The sequence below is a fragment of the Streptomyces sp. NPDC006487 genome (genome assembly GCF_042870555.1).
Taxonomy (GTDB): domain Bacteria; phylum Actinomycetota; class Actinomycetes; order Streptomycetales; family Streptomycetaceae; genus Streptomyces.
Genome location: NZ_JBIAHN010000002.1, coordinates 197,026 through 210,760, shown reverse-complemented (window position 1 = coordinate 210,760; position 13,735 = coordinate 197,026). Strand labels below are relative to the sequence as shown.

The window sequence follows — 13,735 nt, the reverse complement described above, 5'->3', positions numbered from 1 at the left end:
GCTCGACGCAAAAGCCCCTGGGGCGGCCATCCAGCCACCCAGGGGCTTTTACGTCGGGACATTTGCCAACGTGCACCGTCGCCCGTGGATATCGCCATGGTCGCCCACCCCGTTCGTGGACCCGGCTCCCCTAAACGGAGGGGGAAGCGCGGACAAGGAACGTCTCCGTGCCGTGGCCGTCGTTGTTCCAGTTCAGGTGGAGGGCGGCCTGGCCGACCGCACGGCCCGCGCCGGCCTGGTAGCTCACCCTGCCGGTGGTGTAGGTGCCACTGCCCTTCTCCAGCCGGTCGTGCACGTCGTACGCGCGGCTGATGAGCCGCCGGCCCTTCGCGGTGCGCGCGATCCCCACGTCGATGCTCGCGCTGTCGAAGATGTACACCTGACGTGCGAGGACGCGCGGCGCTGTCCACTTCAGCGTGGCGTACGCGGTCACGGTCGACCCGCTCCTCTGAGCGCACACCGTCGTACGGAACGTCCAGTTGTCGGGCCAGGGCGTCGACTCCTGCGGCATGTCCAGCTCTCGTGAGGTGGTGACGCACTCGGTACGCCCGTCAGCCGGGGCCGCCGGCGCCGCCACCCCCACCAGGAGACAAGCGAGTGCAAGCGGCGCGGCCGCGACGGGAAGGATCCTGGGCATCGCTCGGAACTCCGGGGGAGCGGGGGGTGTGTGGACGCCTGTCCAACGACGCGGCCCAGCCTCGGGATACTCCGCCCCTGGGCGCGGCGTCGGCATCGAACCGAGCGGGCTCTTCGAACCTGACGGGGCAGCTTGTCTCGCCGAAGGCTGACTGCGCAGGTCAGGCCCTGCGGGTGAGACCGGTTGTTGTTATCGTCCAAGACGCTTTGTGTGCACAGCCGAGGAAGGGGCCGACACGTGTCCGCTCTTGAGTTTTACGCTCATGTCGCCACGCGCTGCGACGTGCTCGGAGCGGGGGTGGGCGCGCACCCCGACAGCTGGGAAGCCGTTGTGGGTACGGGCTTCCTCGATGTACTCGGTGGAGGGCTGCTACGACGGGACTACGGGCTCGTGGAGATCAACTTCGCGCCGGACCCGCAGGGCCGGATGTCCTGCTTCGGCTTCGGCATCAAGATCCAACGTCTCCTTCACGACCAGTCTCCGAGCACGGTACCGGCGCCGCTCTCACGGGACTACGGGGAGTTCGCGCCCAGGGTCCCGTTCGGAGCGCTGCAGGACGCGGTCCGGGCTCTGGGCCACACGGTCGAGCTCGACGACGTATCGCGTGACATGCACTGCTACCGGGTGGCCGAGTCGGCTGCCCGCATTCACGTCATCGTCGATCCCGGCCCCTACGGCTCGGGTGATCCCGATCCGGACGGCCATCAGGTCGGCGACGTATGGTCCATCGAAGTGTGGTGACCGCTCCCGGGAGCACCCACTGCTCTCGCCACCGGGCTCCGCCAGGACCAGTCGCTGATCCCACGCGGCCGGTGCAGGCCCGGCAACGGGTACTGCCCGGGCGTACGTTCCCACCGACCCGGCGATCGGGCGATCGGGCGGTCGGGCGCCGTCCGGGACTGCGACAGTAAGCCCACCGCTCGCGCACGTGGGCAGTTCGGTGTCCGGAGACCCGCGAGAATCATCCCGTGAGTACACCTACGCAGTCCCAACGGATCGTCGGACGCGGCGTCAGCACCCTTATCCCACAGAGCGCTACCGATCAGGCCATGGCCGCGCTCACCGGGCTGGAGACCGTGCCCGTCCACATCGGACTCCTCCAGGCGGCCGCCCTCCTGCTCGAGGACGCCGCACGAACGGCCACCGACGAGGCGGCCAAGGCCGCCATGGCCAAGACGGCGGGAATGCTGCGCTCCGCCATGTAGCCGGCGGCAGGGGCCATCCCCGCCCGCGCGGGGCAGCAGCATCCGGCGTCGACGGCCACCCGCAGCGGCTCGGTCGGCTCCTTCTGCGAGCATGTCCCCCATGGCTCGGATACGAGGCGGTCTCGGCGTGGGAAGCCGAGCACGGGGCTGTGCTCCCGCAGCCGTACCGGACCTTCGTCGCGGAGATCGCCACCGGATCCCAGATCGGACCGCGGGAGGACGGTGGCCTGCTGCCTCTGGGCCGGCTCACTCCAGGCTGGCCCTACCATGCCGACCGGAGTCCCGCGGCACCGTTCCCGCTCCAGGAGACCTGGGCCTGGGAAGGCGATCAATGGCTGGTGTGACTGACCGTTTCTGCACCTCGCTCGCCCCACCATGGGACAGCCCGGAGACCTCACCGGATCATGGGGGGCAGGGCAGTCCTCTGCCCGCGGAACCGCCTCAGTCGACGATCTCCGCATCGATGACATCGTCATCAGCACCCCCGATGGCCGCAAGGGGAGGTGGCGGCTGCCGCAGCTGGCCGAACCTTTCGGTTACCAGGAATCTGAAGAGGTCCATGGTCCTGTCATGCCGCTCACTGGTCTCGCCGGGTTTCAGGGCGGCGAGCAGAAGCAAGGCAAACACCCGGTCGCTGTCCTCCGGCCGGCCCGCCAACTGCTGCCTGACCAGCGAGATCAGGTCAAATGGCACGTCACCCGCCGCGCCCAGCGGCAAAGGCAGGTTGAGGAGGGATTCCTCCGTCACGTCAGTCAGTGCGGCCCTCTGCCACAGCGTGTCGAACCGCAGGAGCTGGTCTTCCGGCGTCGTGCTGCGTGCTCGAGTTCCGAGTATCTCGACCAGGGCGTCGATCGTGTCCCGCCTGGGCAAGGCAGGGCCGGCTAAAGCGGCGTGCAAGGTGCTGCGGGAAATCTTCTAGGCCTGCTTACGAACCTGCCGTCCGAGCTCATCGGTGGTGCTGCCATGGCCGCGGCCGGCTATGCCTAGATGCGCTGGTGCCGGCGACGGGGATCGAGCAACGAGGACAGCAATCGGCAAAGCTGACGGGCACCGGGTTCGGCAGCCGAGGCGCCGCCGAGAGCACAGCGGGAGGTCCGGTTGGTTTGGGGCGAAGGCTGCCCAGCCCCATCAGCATCCATCGGTGGCCCCAGGGCTCCTCTGTGCCGGCGCGCGGTCGGTCGCGGCGAACCACCCGTGCGTTCCCATCGTGCGACCGGTTTCGATGTCCGGCTGGTAGTGGTTGAAGTAGAGGAGCTGGAGAAGCCTCCCGCGGCTGTTCGTCCCGGTCTTGTCGAACACCTTCTTGAGGTGGTCCCTGACGGTGTGCGGGGATATCCCGAGCCGTTTGGTGATGTCGGTGTCGGACATCCCGTAGGTGACCAGCTGGGCGATCTGCCGTTCTCGCAGGGTGAGGCCGTACACGTCCATCATGATTCCGACGATGTGCCCGGGGCTGCTGGGCTGGATCATGACGGCGACACCGCCGTCCGCGTCCATGCGTACGGCGGTGACGGACAGCCACCGGCCGCTCCGGCTGCGCATGCGCAGGGAGGCATCGCCCGTCGTGCGGGCCATGCTGTGCGCGTGAAGTACGGGCTGCGGAAGCGGCGCGGCCGACTCGGCAGGGGCGCCGGCCAACTGCTCCAGCCACGCGTGCCCCGCCGGGGTGACCCTGTCGAGCTCGCCGCCGGGGTGAAACGTCAACAGGCCCGGCGCGGCCGGGAGCTCGGAGTCCGCGGCGGCGGCGTCGTGGCGCAGGTACGCGCCGCGCAGTGCCTCGGTGATGGACGGTGCGAGCGTCGACACCGTGGCGATCTCGCCGTCGCTGAACGGCGCCCGGTCGCCGCCGCGGTGCAGAACCAGCGCACCCCACACCGTACGGCCGCTGCGCAGAAGGACACGCATCTCATCGCCCATCCCGGCCGGGCGGTAGACGTCGCGGTAGCGGGAGCTGGTGTGCGGGCGCTGCCGGGTGGCCTGCCACAGGCCCGCCGCGATCCTGCCGGATTTCACCAGACCGGGGAACTGGTTGACGTCCTCTTCGCCGTACTCGATTTCCAGCAGCCGAGGCAGGTGGGCATGAGGCACGCCCCTGTGGTGAAATCCGCCGGTGTGCAGGAGCGTGGCCGGGTCGAGCGTCAGCCCGCACACACCGTCCGCTCGGACCGCCGCGGGAATGATGTCGCTCACTCGGGCAAAGAGCGTCATCGGGTCCGGTAACTCGCGGCACAGCCTCGCGATCCTCGCCTGGGCCCGGCGCAGCTCGACGCCGTTCGGTGGGGCTGGGGTCGATGGGGTCACCCGCGTCTGTTACCGCATCACGTCGACCGGCGAAACCCCCATTTCCAGGGATCGTCTGACTCCGGGAAGCGGCGTTAGCTTCGTTGGGTCACGACAGGTTGCGACCAACTGGCTTGAAGACAGGAACAGTTGACGCACCGCCATCGGGCGTATGGACGTATGGACGTACCCCGTGCACCGAGGAGCCTTGGTGCGCGTACGCAAGGTGGCAGTCCAGATGGTCGCGGCGACAACCTGCTCGCAGCCCCGCATCCACTCATCAGGAGGGACATCACCATGTCCGCACGCATCCGATTGGCCACCGCTGCCGCTGCCCTCTTTCTCGGATCGGTCGGCGCGTTGTTGCCCACCGCGGCTCAGGCGGCCCCTGCCGGGGGGTGTTGGAACAACGGCTGCAGCGGGCTGGACCCCGCCGCGTACTGCCAGGGTGATGCCGTTACCGTCGCCTCGGCCGCGATCGGGCCGGCGGTCCTGGAACTCCGTTACAGCGACTCCTGCGAGGCCATCTGGGCACGGATTTCGCAAGCGAAGTACGAGTACCCGGGTGACAACTCACCCGGGCACGCAAAGGTGATCCGCAACAGCGACGGTGCGTCCTACACCTGCTCCGTGCCCTTGGGCGGCACGTCCTGCTACACGCGGATGCTCGGCGATCACAACGTCACGAGCTACGCGTATGGTGACTTCGACCGGTCTCCGTACCAGTGGTCGGGTCGCACGGGATCCTACTGAGGCGTGGCAGCCGCACCTCCGCCTGTGGCCGTCGGTGCGGCTGCTGTGCCCTGTGCCCGCGGCGAGGAAGCCTTCGCCGCGGGCACAGGGCACGCGCCCAAGCGAAAGCCGCACGGGGGTACCCGATGCGCACGCCCGACCACACGTGAGCCCCGCCCACCTGTCAGACGAGACGGCAGGTGAACGGGGCTCTTTGCGGTTCGGGTTCATGTTCATGTTCAGCAGGCCGCGCAGGCTACATTTCGGGCCCTGCCGGTCTCCGCGTCAACGATCACGGTCACGCCCGCACCGTGCGGGCAGACTCGCCCGACGCGCTTCTTCGCTCACCGCATCCTCCTTGTGCATTCGTCACTGCCCAGTCCGGTTGGTGAGGGGCTCTTGCGACGCGGGCGGTGGTGTGAAGAGTGCCTGGACGGTCTCGGTGGCGAGGTCTCGCAGCCAGGCGTGGGCGCGGTCGTTGTCGTAGCGCTGGTGCCACAGCAGGTGCAGGGGTACGTCGGGCAGCGGGAGTGGCGGCGGCAGTGTGGCCAGGCCGAGTTGTTCCCGGGCCGTGCGGGTGACCGCGTCGGGGAGCGTGACGACCAGGTCGGTGTCGAGGGCGAGTTGCAGTGCGAAGGCTGCGGTGGGCCCGGCGGCGACGACGCGTCGGTCGAGGCCGCGTGCGGCCAGGGCGTCGTCGATCGGGTCGCGCAGGCTTCCGCGCCGCGAAACGGTGAGGTGTTCGGCGGCCGCGTAACGCTCCAGGCTCAGCGGGCCTTCGGTGAGCGGGTGGCCAGGACGGACGGCGACGACCAGCCGGTCCCTGCCGGCGAGGCGGTGGCGGATGTCGGGGAGCGTCGGGGCGCCGGAGCTCGATTCGAGGTCGACCTCACCCCGGCGCAGCTCGGCGTCGTCCGTCCCGGGTTCGGCGGACAGGCGCAGCCGGACGCCGGGGGCCTGATGGTGGACGGCCGTGGTCAGTGCGGTGCCGCATGCGGCGGTCAGGGCGTCGTGCCAGCGCACGGTGAACACCCGGTCCAGAGCCGCCAGGTCGAGTTCCTGTTGCGCGGACAGCAGCCGGTGGGCCTGCTGCACCAGGGCGTGGACCTCGGCGCGCATGGCCAGCGCGCGGGTGGTGGGGACCATGCTGCGGCCGGTACGGACCAGGATCTCGTCACCGGTGGCCTTGCGGATGCGGCCCAGGGAGCGGCTCATCGCCGGTGGCGTGACGTGGAGGCGTGCTGCCGCGCCGGCGACGCTTCCCTCTTCCAGCAGGGCATCCAGGGCCGTGAGCAGGTTCAAATCCAGTTGCATGGCAGTAACTCTACAAGTGCAAAGCATGCACTTGTTGTTAATGATCGGGCGGCCTACCTTCGAAGTGCGGGGGCGAGACAACCGCCCCGCCCAGACCGATTTCAGGGAGCCCACCATGAGCACAGCCATGCCTTTCGCCGCCGGTACGACGCTCCTGTCCGAAGTGACCGCCGCGGTGAAGACCGCCGGCGTCACACTGCGCGACCGCTACACCTCGCACCCCCGGGGCGTGAGTCTGGACGAGGTCGTCGGCGAGATCCACGCCAACGACGACGCGGTGCTGGACGTGCTGCGGGAACCCCTGCTGCGGGCCCGGCCGGGGTCGCAGTGGGCCGAGGACGAGCTGGCCGGGGGCGCGCTCCCGCCCGGCGAGTGGTGGGTCGTCGACCCCGCCGAGGGCAACATCAACCACGTCCACGGCCTGGACGACTGGGCCGTCACCGCCACCCTCGTCCGCGACAACCAGCCGGTACTCACCGTCGTCCACCTGCCGCTGACCGGCGACACCTACACCGCGGTCGCAGGCGGCGGTGCCCACCTCGACAACCTGCCCCTGAAGGTGTCCGCCAAGACCGACCTGGGCGCCGCACTCATCGGCACCGGCCAGGCCAAGCCCGGCGAGGACGAGCGCACCTTCCGGCGGATCGGTGACTCCGTCACCGCCATGCTCGTCAACGGCCTGGTCGTACGCGTGTCCGTACCCGCCACCATGCAGCTCATCCACGTCGCCGCCGGACGCATGGACGCGTTCTGGCAGTTCTCCGACGTCCGCTCCGGCCTGGTCGCCGGCGCCTTGCTGGTCTCCGAAGCCGGAGGCACCGTCACCGACCTGACGGGCGAACCCTGGAACACCGCCAGCCGCGACTTCCTGGCCGCCGCACCGGGCATCCACGCCGCCGCCCTCAAGGTCCTTGCTCCGATCGCCTGACCGGACGTACCGGCTCTCCCCGCCCCCCGCTCCCTACTCTCCGCTCAATACCGCAAGGAGCATCACCGCATGACCAACATCGGCATCCTGGGCGCCGGCCGCGTCGGCACCAACCTCGCCGGCAAGCTCTCCGCAGCCGGACACCACGTCACCCTCGGTAGCCAGAACCCCGAGGAAACCGCCACCCGCACCATCGGGCTCGCCCCACACGTCGCCTTCGCCGACCAGCGCACCACCGCCCGTACCGCGAACATCGTGATCAACGCGACGCCCGGCGACAGCTCCCTGGACCGCCTCACCGACCTGCGCACCGAACTCGCCGGCAAGATCCTCATCGACGTCTCCAACGCCACCCGCGACGCGCCTGACGGCCTGCCCGGCGACCTGTGCTACCCCGGCAGCAGCCTCGCCGAGAAGCTCCAGGCCGCGCTCCCCGACACCCATGTGGTCAAGACCCTCAACACCATGCTGTTCATGGTCATGACCGCCCCCGAAATCCTGACCACCCCACCGACCGCCTTTCTCTCGGGTGACGACCAGAACGCGAAGAAGACCGTCACCGGCCTGCTAGGGGACCTGGGGTGGACGCCCGACCTGATCGAGGACCTCGGCGACATCACCACGGCCCGCGCCACCGAGGCCATGATCCTGGTCGTGCCCCACGTCCTGCGCCGACACGGCTTCCAGCCCTTCGCCGTCTCCCTCGCCCGCTGACCCACCAAGACCGGGTTCGGTGCTCGACCTGCCCTACCTGCCTGACCTGCTCGACCTGCGCGATCTGGTCGTCGCTCGAACCTGCGACCCGACGGAGGCAACGGCCGTGACGACGACGTCGGTCACCTGGTGATTCACCGGTGTCGTCTTGCCGGACCGTCACGGTGTGGCATGGCCGCCGCCTCGGTCGAGATCCGCGAGGAACCGTCCTTGGCCGTCCAGGAATCCGTCCGCGAAGAGCGAGCGGGGCGAGAAGAGCGCAGTGAGCGTGATCTTGAGGTCCGACTGCTCGATGGACTGCTTGAGCAGTGAATGGGTCGCGTCCGGGTAGTGCTCGGCCGTCAATGCACCGCCTGCGTCCAGTACCTCGCGGTAGACGCGCTCCGTGTCGGCGGTGTCCACGTTGATGTCATGACCCGCGAGAGCCAGCAGCACCGGTACGCCGCGCAGGGCGCGAAGGTCCTGCGTGGCGTCCGCGGTGTGGTTCTTGGAGATGAAACCCCAGCGGTCGGCGGTCATGCCGTCCGCGTCGTCGTCCATGGCCTTGACGTACTCCTCGAACGTCGCATGGCGCTCCAGCAGCCGCCGTGTCGTGTCGCTCCTGGCGATCGCCGCGTTGGTACGGGCTGCTGACGCGCCGCCGGCGCGCAGTTCGGCGAGGAGGTTGTAGCGGCCCTGCCGGAGCCAGTTGATCGCGGGCGAGACGGCGATGACGAAGCTCACGGGCGTCTTGGCGGCGACCTTCGGCAGGACCCAGCCCGCCTGGCTGACGCCCCAGAGCCCGATCCGGTCGCCGTCGATGTCCGGGCGGGCGCGCGCCCACGCGATGGCGGCGGCCGTCTCGTCGGCCCGGTCGTCCATGGACTGGCCGAGCCAGTTCCCGGGCGAGCCCGCGACGCCGGGCTTGTCCCAGGAGAGGGAGGCGTAGCCGGCCTTGGCGTTCGCTTCCCACAGGGGCTTGTACCCGTCGTCATGGGTGGCGTCGACGGGGCCGTCGCCGTGGACGTACACGACCAGGCCGTGGCGCTTGCGGCCGTCCTTGGGGGTGGCCAGTACTGCGTTGAGGGTGTGGCCGCCGTGGCGGATCGACACCCGCTGCTCGTCCATGGCGTAGGAGTGCTGCCACAGCACCACGCCGACGAGGCCGGCGGCCGCGACCAGGCTCGTGACGAGTGACCACACGGCTATGCGGAGCCCGCGCCGTCGGGGCGGCTGGGTCTTGGGATGCATGGGATCTGACCGCCTCTGTTCGGGTGAGTCCTCTAAAACTATCATCACAAGCACGATCGTCTGAGAAGTGATAGTTTTAGGATCCGGATTGCAGCGGCAGGGGAGAAGAGGGCACGGCATGGGACTGGGACGGGGACTGGACACGACGGACAGCGGCACTGGACCGGTGATGACGGTCCGGCGGGGTCTTCCGGCCGGCGCCGAGCGGCGGGCGGCGGAGATGTACTGGGACGCCTTCGGCCGCAAACTCGGCCCCGCCCTGAACCCGCCGGACAAGGCGGTGCCCTTCATCGCCGCACACCTGAACGCCGATCGCGCGGTGTGCGCGCTCCTCGACGGGCAGCTCGTCGGCCTCGCCGGCTACCAGCTCGGCGGCCGTGCCCTCACCGGGGGATCGGCCTCCGCCGTCCTGCGGGCGTACGGACACCTGCGGGGGCTGCCCAGACTCCTGCTCCTCGCCCTGTTCGAACGCCACCCGGCCCCCGGACAGCTCGTCATGGACGGCATCGCCGTGGACCCGGGCATGCGCGGGCGCGGCGTCGGGAGCCTGCTCATCGAGGAAGTGGCCGCCCTCGCTGCGGAGCAGCACTGCCGGGAGATCAGACTGGACGTGATCGACACCAATCCGCGCGCCAGGGCCCTGTACGAGCGGCGCGGCTTCACGGCCGTGCGGACCGAGGACACGCCCTACCTGCGCGGGCTGCTGGGATTCGGCGCGGTGACCACCATGCGTCGCCCCGTCGGAACGAGAGGAGCGGAGGAACTGTGAGCGCCGAAGCGGACCACACGAACCACGCGGACGACACGGACGACACGGACCACGTCGAGGTCCCCACCCGCATGCTCGTCCACGCGCTGATCCGCGAGGACGGCACCGTCGGCGCGGACGAGCTCTACACCGTCGCCAACACCCTGGGCATGAGCGACCAGCAGGTGCGGCTGTGCGTCAAACGCCTCGTGTCCGAGGGCCGGTTCACCCACGAGGGCCGTGGCCGCAAGGCGCAGCTGCACGCGACCGCGGACACCACGCGCGCCCTGGCTCCCAACGCGGACTTCCTCCGGCACGCGTTCCAGCAGGACGACGGGCTCGCTCCCTGGGACGGCGTCTGGCACCTGGCTGCCTTCGCGGTGCCCGAGTCGGCGCGCACGTCCCGGGACGCCCTGCGCGAGACGCTCGTCCACCTCGGCGGCGCTCCGCTCCAGGGCGGACTGTACGTCTGCGCCAACGGCTGGGAACCGTACGTCGAAGAAGCGGCCCACCGCCTCGGCGCCCATGGTGCGCTCACCCTTCTCACCACGACCGACCTGCGCAAGGGCGACACCCGAGACCCGGTCGAACTCGCCCGCCGCCTGTGGCCCCTGCAAGAGATCGCCGACCGCTACCACCGCCTCGGCCGCATCGCCATGCCCCGCCTCGCCCGGCTCACCGGCCCTGCCGCACTCGCCCCGTCCGCACTCCTCACCATCGCGGTCGAGCTCGCCGCCGAACTCACCCGCGCCATGGAGCCCGACCCACTGTTGCCGCCCCAGCTCCTGCCCCAGCCCTGGCCCGGCACCCGGGCCCGGGAGCTCGTCGCCCGGTGCTGGGCGGCCCTGCACGAACGGGAAGGCGGCGAAGCCCACCCGGCCCTCTTCCGCCTCTACGCCGACATCACCCGGGAAGCCGCGGACCGGGCCGCGCGCTGAATGCGGGTGGCTTGGTGCACAAGGTTGGGTTCTGCGGTCGATGTCGGCGGCGAGGTGTGGCGGCCGGGGAGGTCGTCTCGCCGGACGGCTGGCCCTGTCGGGCAAGGCTTCGAGGAGCCTCAGCACCGTGCGTGCTGCGGCTGACGGCCACGCCGAAGACTCTCGCCATGCGGGCACCGGCTCGGCCGGCGTCGATCGCAGGCGCACGGTCCGCCGGCCGTACCGACGGGTCAAGCCCGGCAGCTGTTCCGCGAAGGTCCGCCGCCCGCACGAGATGACCGGGCAGAGGAACCGGCGGACACGTCGGTGTCCGCTGAGATGCGTCAGCGGACACCGGTGCGCGTGAGTACGCCTCCGTGTGGTTCAGGATGCCGCGGCGGCCCTCTGAATGCGGGGGACGAAGACCTGAGCCAGAGAATGGGCAGTGGCGGGGTCCAGGGAGCTGCCTTCCCCTTCCAGCGTCACCTCGGCGACGACCGTGCCCAGGCACACGATGAGGAAGAGGCCGTCCAGGCCGCCGACGTTGCGGTAGTAGGCGTGGCTCTCGGTACCGGGAACCGGGGGTACCTGCGCCTTGGTGTACTTGGCCGACCAATTGGCCTCCTTGCGGCAGGCCTCCTGGGCGGCCTTCTTGTCTGCGAAAGCCGTCATGTCGAAGTGGGCTTCCTCGCCGACTGCCTCGAAGTTCGCTTCGCCGCGCGCGATCCTGGCGCAGTACCAGTCGGCATCAGCACCGCAACTCTCGCCAGCTCCGGGCGCCTCTTCGATGTTCGCGCTTGCGTTTTGCGGCCTCCACCCGGCCATCGACGCCGGGTCGGGTAGCGCCTGTTTGAACTTCTCTTCGGTCTTGAAGACGGTGTCGAAGTCCGCCTTGCCGACTGCCGAGCCGGCCGAGCCTGATCCTGTTCCGGCACTGTTGCCGGAGGCCGGTTTCGGCGTCGCCGTATCGGAGCCGGCGCCTCCACAGCCGGTGGAGAGAACCGCCAGCGTTACCAGCACTGCCGCACTCGAACCTATGCGAAACCTCAAAACTGGCACTCCCCGTTGGTCGTTGCTCATCAGGCCACCGGTGCGGTGGTCTGCCGCTACATCGGATGATCTTGACACCCGTGCCCTCGGCCATCAACCACACGTACCCCCGGCGCAGCTCTCCGGGGACTCGGAAGGTCTGGCCGCACGACGGGGTCGCCGTTCGATTCCGTGGAGAGCGGGACCGGGTCCGTTCTGGGGACGCCGGTCGATCTGGACGAGCCTGGCATCGGACAGCGAACGCAGGCTGCTCCGAACTACCGGTTGCCCCCCGGCGAATGAGCTGCCGAGCCCAGTCATGCCGGTGGGCCGGGCCTCACGACCTCAGCACATCTTCCCGACCTTCAACGCTCGCGCCTGCTCTCCGCCGTTCTCCGGGCGGATTCGCTCGGCCAGGCAGTGCCGGTGGGAGATGATGGTGTGGGCTCCTGGACCGTCGATGCTGCGCGAGTCCAGGACGAGGGCGTCTCCACCTGGGCTCAACGTGATCCGTTCACCACAGAAGTCGCAGCTCCAGGTCAGCGACTCCACGTCCGCAGGCCGGATGGTGAGCCGCACTGATACCGGCGGATGCCAGCGGCGGATCTGCTCGATCACTGCATCGATGTGTGAACCGATGGGCGGAAAGAGAGCGAGTAGTTCGTCATGGCTGCTCGTGATCCGGGAGAACTGCTGGATCATGTCGATGGAGGCCGACAGACCGGCGTTCTCGTAACCAGCGATCTCAACGAGCACACCCCACGGGTGATGGCTGAGGACCCTGGCCCGCACCCTTTGACCAGGCATGAGCGCCATGCTCTCTGCCTCGAACCTTTCCATCAACTGCTTTCCCATCCGTAGCCCAGCGAGCCGCGCCTGGCGGAGCTCAGGCGCGCGCGTCGTCGTCGGCGGCGCCGATCACCGCGCTCAAGGCCCGCAAGGCCCGCAAGGCGTCATCGTAGGGGTGACGGTCGAAGTGGAAGCGACCGACTGCCGCACAGTCGCGGCTAGTACGGTGCGGTTGCTCGAAGGCGTCCCAGGTCACGAGGCCGGTTGTCACGGTGATGCGTGCGTTCGTGGACCGTCCGATGAAGCGGTCCTGCATCGGCCCGAACCGGAAGAACCCCCGGATGAGACCGCCGAAGGCATCGCCCGCGGGCTGCATCCCGGCCTCGGTCTCGAACCCGTCGATCAGCTCGGTGAGAAGTGCCCCGTCGCCCGCTCGCATCTCCATGGAACGGCGGGCGGCGAGGACGTTCGGTTGGTCAGTCCCGGCCGGACGCCGGTTGGTCAACTCGGCCACCCCTGTGAGGTGTGGGGATGTAGCCCTTCACGCCGCCGGGCAGTTGGGCGACGCACGCTGGTGAGCAGGCGCTGACCAGTAGAGGAAGCACGTCGGTGGCTACGCGCAGCGAGATCCACACCTGATGAAGTCCGCCCGGTGCGATCGGAAGGTCGCAGACGCTGCAGCCGTGAATGGCAGTGGCGCCCCAACGCAGGGGATCCAGGTTCTCCAGGTCGAGGTTCGCAACGGAGTCTCGGGGCGACTGAAGCCTTGGGAAGGGTGCTCGCAGCTTCTCGTTGCCAAACAGCGCGCGCGTGCTCACCGTGCTACGGGTCAGCTTCTGGCATCGGGTGATCTCGTAGGGGAGCCAGTGCAGCCGGTACGAGGTGTACGGAGTGAATTCTTCCAGGCTCGTCATGGCTCCGATCTCGGGCGGGATCCGGACCAGGTTGCTGCCGTAGAGCACGAGGTGCCTGACCGACGTCAGCGTGCCGATGCTTGGTGGCAGGGTGATGACCTGCCGCCGCTCTTCCGGGCTGAGCTCGATCAGGGGACGGAACTCTTCGCGCCCGTCGGCGGCTGCCTCGTCCACCAGCTCCAGCAGGTGCTGCCAACCCGGCGAAGAGGTGTCTTGCCGTTGGGTGTGAAATCCGACGCGGGCGCGCGGATGCGGCCTGGACTGGTCGAAGCACCAGCACACTTCCTGGCGAAGCCCC

16 protein-coding genes are annotated in these 13,735 nt (G+C 69.3%); 7 read left to right on the top strand and 9 right to left on the bottom strand.

Going from position 1 to position 13,735, the window contains the following annotated elements:
- Positions 1-130: 130 nt before the first annotated feature.
- A complete protein-coding gene (locus ACFYM0_RS03735; protein ID WP_388496153.1) occupies positions 131-433 on the bottom strand; it encodes a hypothetical protein in 303 nt (100 codons plus the stop codon).
- Between the two features lie 441 nt (positions 434-874).
- On the opposite strand from ACFYM0_RS03735, the gene ACFYM0_RS03730 reads away from it, so the two are divergent.
- Positions 875-1,378 carry a hypothetical protein gene (locus tag ACFYM0_RS03730; RefSeq protein WP_388496151.1) on the top strand — a complete coding sequence of 168 codons (504 nt, stop codon included), beginning with the start codon at positions 875-877 and terminating at the stop codon, positions 1,376-1,378.
- A 308-nt stretch (positions 1,379-1,686) separates the two neighbouring features.
- Positions 1,687-1,842 carry a hypothetical protein gene (locus ACFYM0_RS03725; protein WP_388496149.1) on the top strand — a complete coding sequence of 52 codons (156 nt, stop codon included), beginning with the start codon at positions 1,687-1,689 and terminating at the stop codon, positions 1,840-1,842.
- 441 nt (positions 1,843-2,283) lie between these two features.
- On the opposite strand, the gene ACFYM0_RS03720 is transcribed toward ACFYM0_RS03725, so the two are convergent.
- Both ACFYM0_RS03720 and ACFYM0_RS03715 read right to left on the bottom strand, forming a co-directional pair.
- Positions 2,284-2,589: a hypothetical protein gene (locus ACFYM0_RS03720; protein ID WP_388496148.1), complete on the bottom strand. Its 306-nt coding sequence runs from the start codon at positions 2,587-2,589 to the stop codon at positions 2,284-2,286.
- A 381-nt stretch (positions 2,590-2,970) separates the two neighbouring features.
- Positions 2,971-4,032, bottom strand: a complete 1,062-nt coding sequence (locus ACFYM0_RS03715; RefSeq protein ID WP_388496147.1) for a helix-turn-helix transcriptional regulator — start codon at positions 4,030-4,032, stop codon at positions 2,971-2,973.
- 387 nt (positions 4,033-4,419) lie between these two features.
- Here ACFYM0_RS03715 and ACFYM0_RS03710 point away from each other — a divergent pair, with 387 nt between their 5' ends.
- Positions 4,420-4,875 carry a DUF2690 domain-containing protein gene (locus tag ACFYM0_RS03710; protein WP_388496145.1) on the top strand — a complete coding sequence of 152 codons (456 nt, stop codon included), beginning with the start codon at positions 4,420-4,422 and terminating at the stop codon, positions 4,873-4,875.
- A gap of 348 nt (positions 4,876-5,223) precedes the next feature.
- On the opposite strand, the gene ACFYM0_RS03705 is transcribed toward ACFYM0_RS03710, so the two are convergent.
- Complete coding sequence (locus tag ACFYM0_RS03705) at positions 5,224-6,168, bottom strand: LysR family transcriptional regulator (protein ID WP_388496144.1); 945 nt, start codon at positions 6,166-6,168, stop codon at positions 5,224-5,226.
- A 115-nt stretch (positions 6,169-6,283) separates the two neighbouring features.
- On the opposite strand from ACFYM0_RS03705, the gene ACFYM0_RS03700 reads away from it, so the two are divergent.
- Together ACFYM0_RS03700 and ACFYM0_RS03695 are read left to right on the top strand one after the other, a co-directional pair.
- Complete coding sequence (locus ACFYM0_RS03700; protein WP_388496142.1) at positions 6,284-7,096, top strand: inositol monophosphatase family protein; 813 nt, start codon at positions 6,284-6,286, stop codon at positions 7,094-7,096.
- Between the two features lie 69 nt (positions 7,097-7,165).
- Entirely contained in the window at positions 7,166-7,810 is a 645-nt protein-coding gene (locus ACFYM0_RS03695) for an NADPH-dependent F420 reductase (RefSeq protein ID WP_388496141.1), read from the top strand.
- A gap of 159 nt (positions 7,811-7,969) precedes the next feature.
- Here the strand turns inward: ACFYM0_RS03695 and ACFYM0_RS03690 are convergent, their stop codons facing one another.
- The gene (locus tag ACFYM0_RS03690) at positions 7,970-9,040 is read right to left on the bottom strand and encodes an alpha/beta hydrolase family protein (protein WP_388496139.1); all 1,071 of its coding nucleotides are present in this window, start codon (positions 9,038-9,040) and stop codon (positions 7,970-7,972) included.
- 118 nt (positions 9,041-9,158) lie between these two features.
- Here ACFYM0_RS03690 and ACFYM0_RS03685 point away from each other — a divergent pair, with 118 nt between their 5' ends.
- The gene (locus ACFYM0_RS03685; RefSeq protein WP_388496137.1) at positions 9,159-9,809 is read left to right on the top strand and encodes a GNAT family N-acetyltransferase; all 651 of its coding nucleotides are present in this window, start codon (positions 9,159-9,161) and stop codon (positions 9,807-9,809) included.
- A 71-nt stretch (positions 9,810-9,880) separates the two neighbouring features.
- Complete coding sequence (locus ACFYM0_RS03680; RefSeq protein WP_388496736.1) at positions 9,881-10,726, top strand: PaaX family transcriptional regulator C-terminal domain-containing protein; 846 nt, start codon at positions 9,881-9,883, stop codon at positions 10,724-10,726.
- 363 nt (positions 10,727-11,089) lie between these two features.
- Here ACFYM0_RS03680 and ACFYM0_RS03675 read toward each other — a convergent pair whose 3' ends face one another.
- The 4 genes from ACFYM0_RS03675 to ACFYM0_RS03660 all read right to left on the bottom strand — a co-directional run bounded on the left by ACFYM0_RS03675 (position 11,090) and on the right by ACFYM0_RS03660 (position 13,611).
- Entirely contained in the window at positions 11,090-11,725 is a 636-nt protein-coding gene (locus tag ACFYM0_RS03675) for a hypothetical protein (RefSeq protein WP_388496136.1), read from the bottom strand.
- A gap of 354 nt (positions 11,726-12,079) precedes the next feature.
- Complete coding sequence (locus tag ACFYM0_RS03670) at positions 12,080-12,589, bottom strand: hypothetical protein (protein WP_388496135.1); 510 nt, start codon at positions 12,587-12,589, stop codon at positions 12,080-12,082.
- A 31-nt stretch (positions 12,590-12,620) separates the two neighbouring features.
- Positions 12,621-13,037: a hypothetical protein gene (locus ACFYM0_RS03665; protein ID WP_388496133.1), complete on the bottom strand. Its 417-nt coding sequence runs from the start codon at positions 13,035-13,037 to the stop codon at positions 12,621-12,623.
- The gene (locus ACFYM0_RS03660; RefSeq protein WP_388496131.1) at positions 13,000-13,611 is read right to left on the bottom strand and encodes a leucine-rich repeat domain-containing protein; all 612 of its coding nucleotides are present in this window, start codon (positions 13,609-13,611) and stop codon (positions 13,000-13,002) included. Before ACFYM0_RS03660 ends, ACFYM0_RS03665 begins: the two co-directional genes overlap by 38 nt.
- Positions 13,612-13,735: the final 124 nt, after the last annotated feature.

Bases quoted from the DNA above. Each gene is read 5' to 3' on its own strand.
- ACFYM0_RS03725 (WP_388496149.1), top strand. From the start codon at position 1,687: ATGGCCGCGCTCACCGGGCTGGAGACCGTGCCCGTCCACATCGGACTC.
- ACFYM0_RS03710 (WP_388496145.1), top strand. From the start codon at position 4,420: ATGTCCGCACGCATCCGATTGGCCACCGCTGCCGCTGCCCTCTTTCTC.
- ACFYM0_RS03705 (WP_388496144.1), bottom strand. From the start codon at position 6,168: ATGCAACTGGATTTGAACCTGCTCACGGCCCTGGATGCCCTGCTGGAA.
- ACFYM0_RS03700 (WP_388496142.1), top strand. From the start codon at position 6,284: ATGAGCACAGCCATGCCTTTCGCCGCCGGTACGACGCTCCTGTCCGAA.
- ACFYM0_RS03695 (WP_388496141.1), top strand. From the start codon at position 7,166: ATGACCAACATCGGCATCCTGGGCGCCGGCCGCGTCGGCACCAACCTC.
- ACFYM0_RS03690 (WP_388496139.1), bottom strand. From the start codon at position 9,040: ATGCATCCCAAGACCCAGCCGCCCCGACGGCGCGGGCTCCGCATAGCC.
- ACFYM0_RS03685 (WP_388496137.1), top strand. From the start codon at position 9,159: ATGGGACTGGGACGGGGACTGGACACGACGGACAGCGGCACTGGACCG.
- ACFYM0_RS03680 (WP_388496736.1), top strand. From the start codon at position 9,881: ATGCTCGTCCACGCGCTGATCCGCGAGGACGGCACCGTCGGCGCGGAC.
- ACFYM0_RS03670 (WP_388496135.1), bottom strand. From the start codon at position 12,589: ATGGGAAAGCAGTTGATGGAAAGGTTCGAGGCAGAGAGCATGGCGCTC.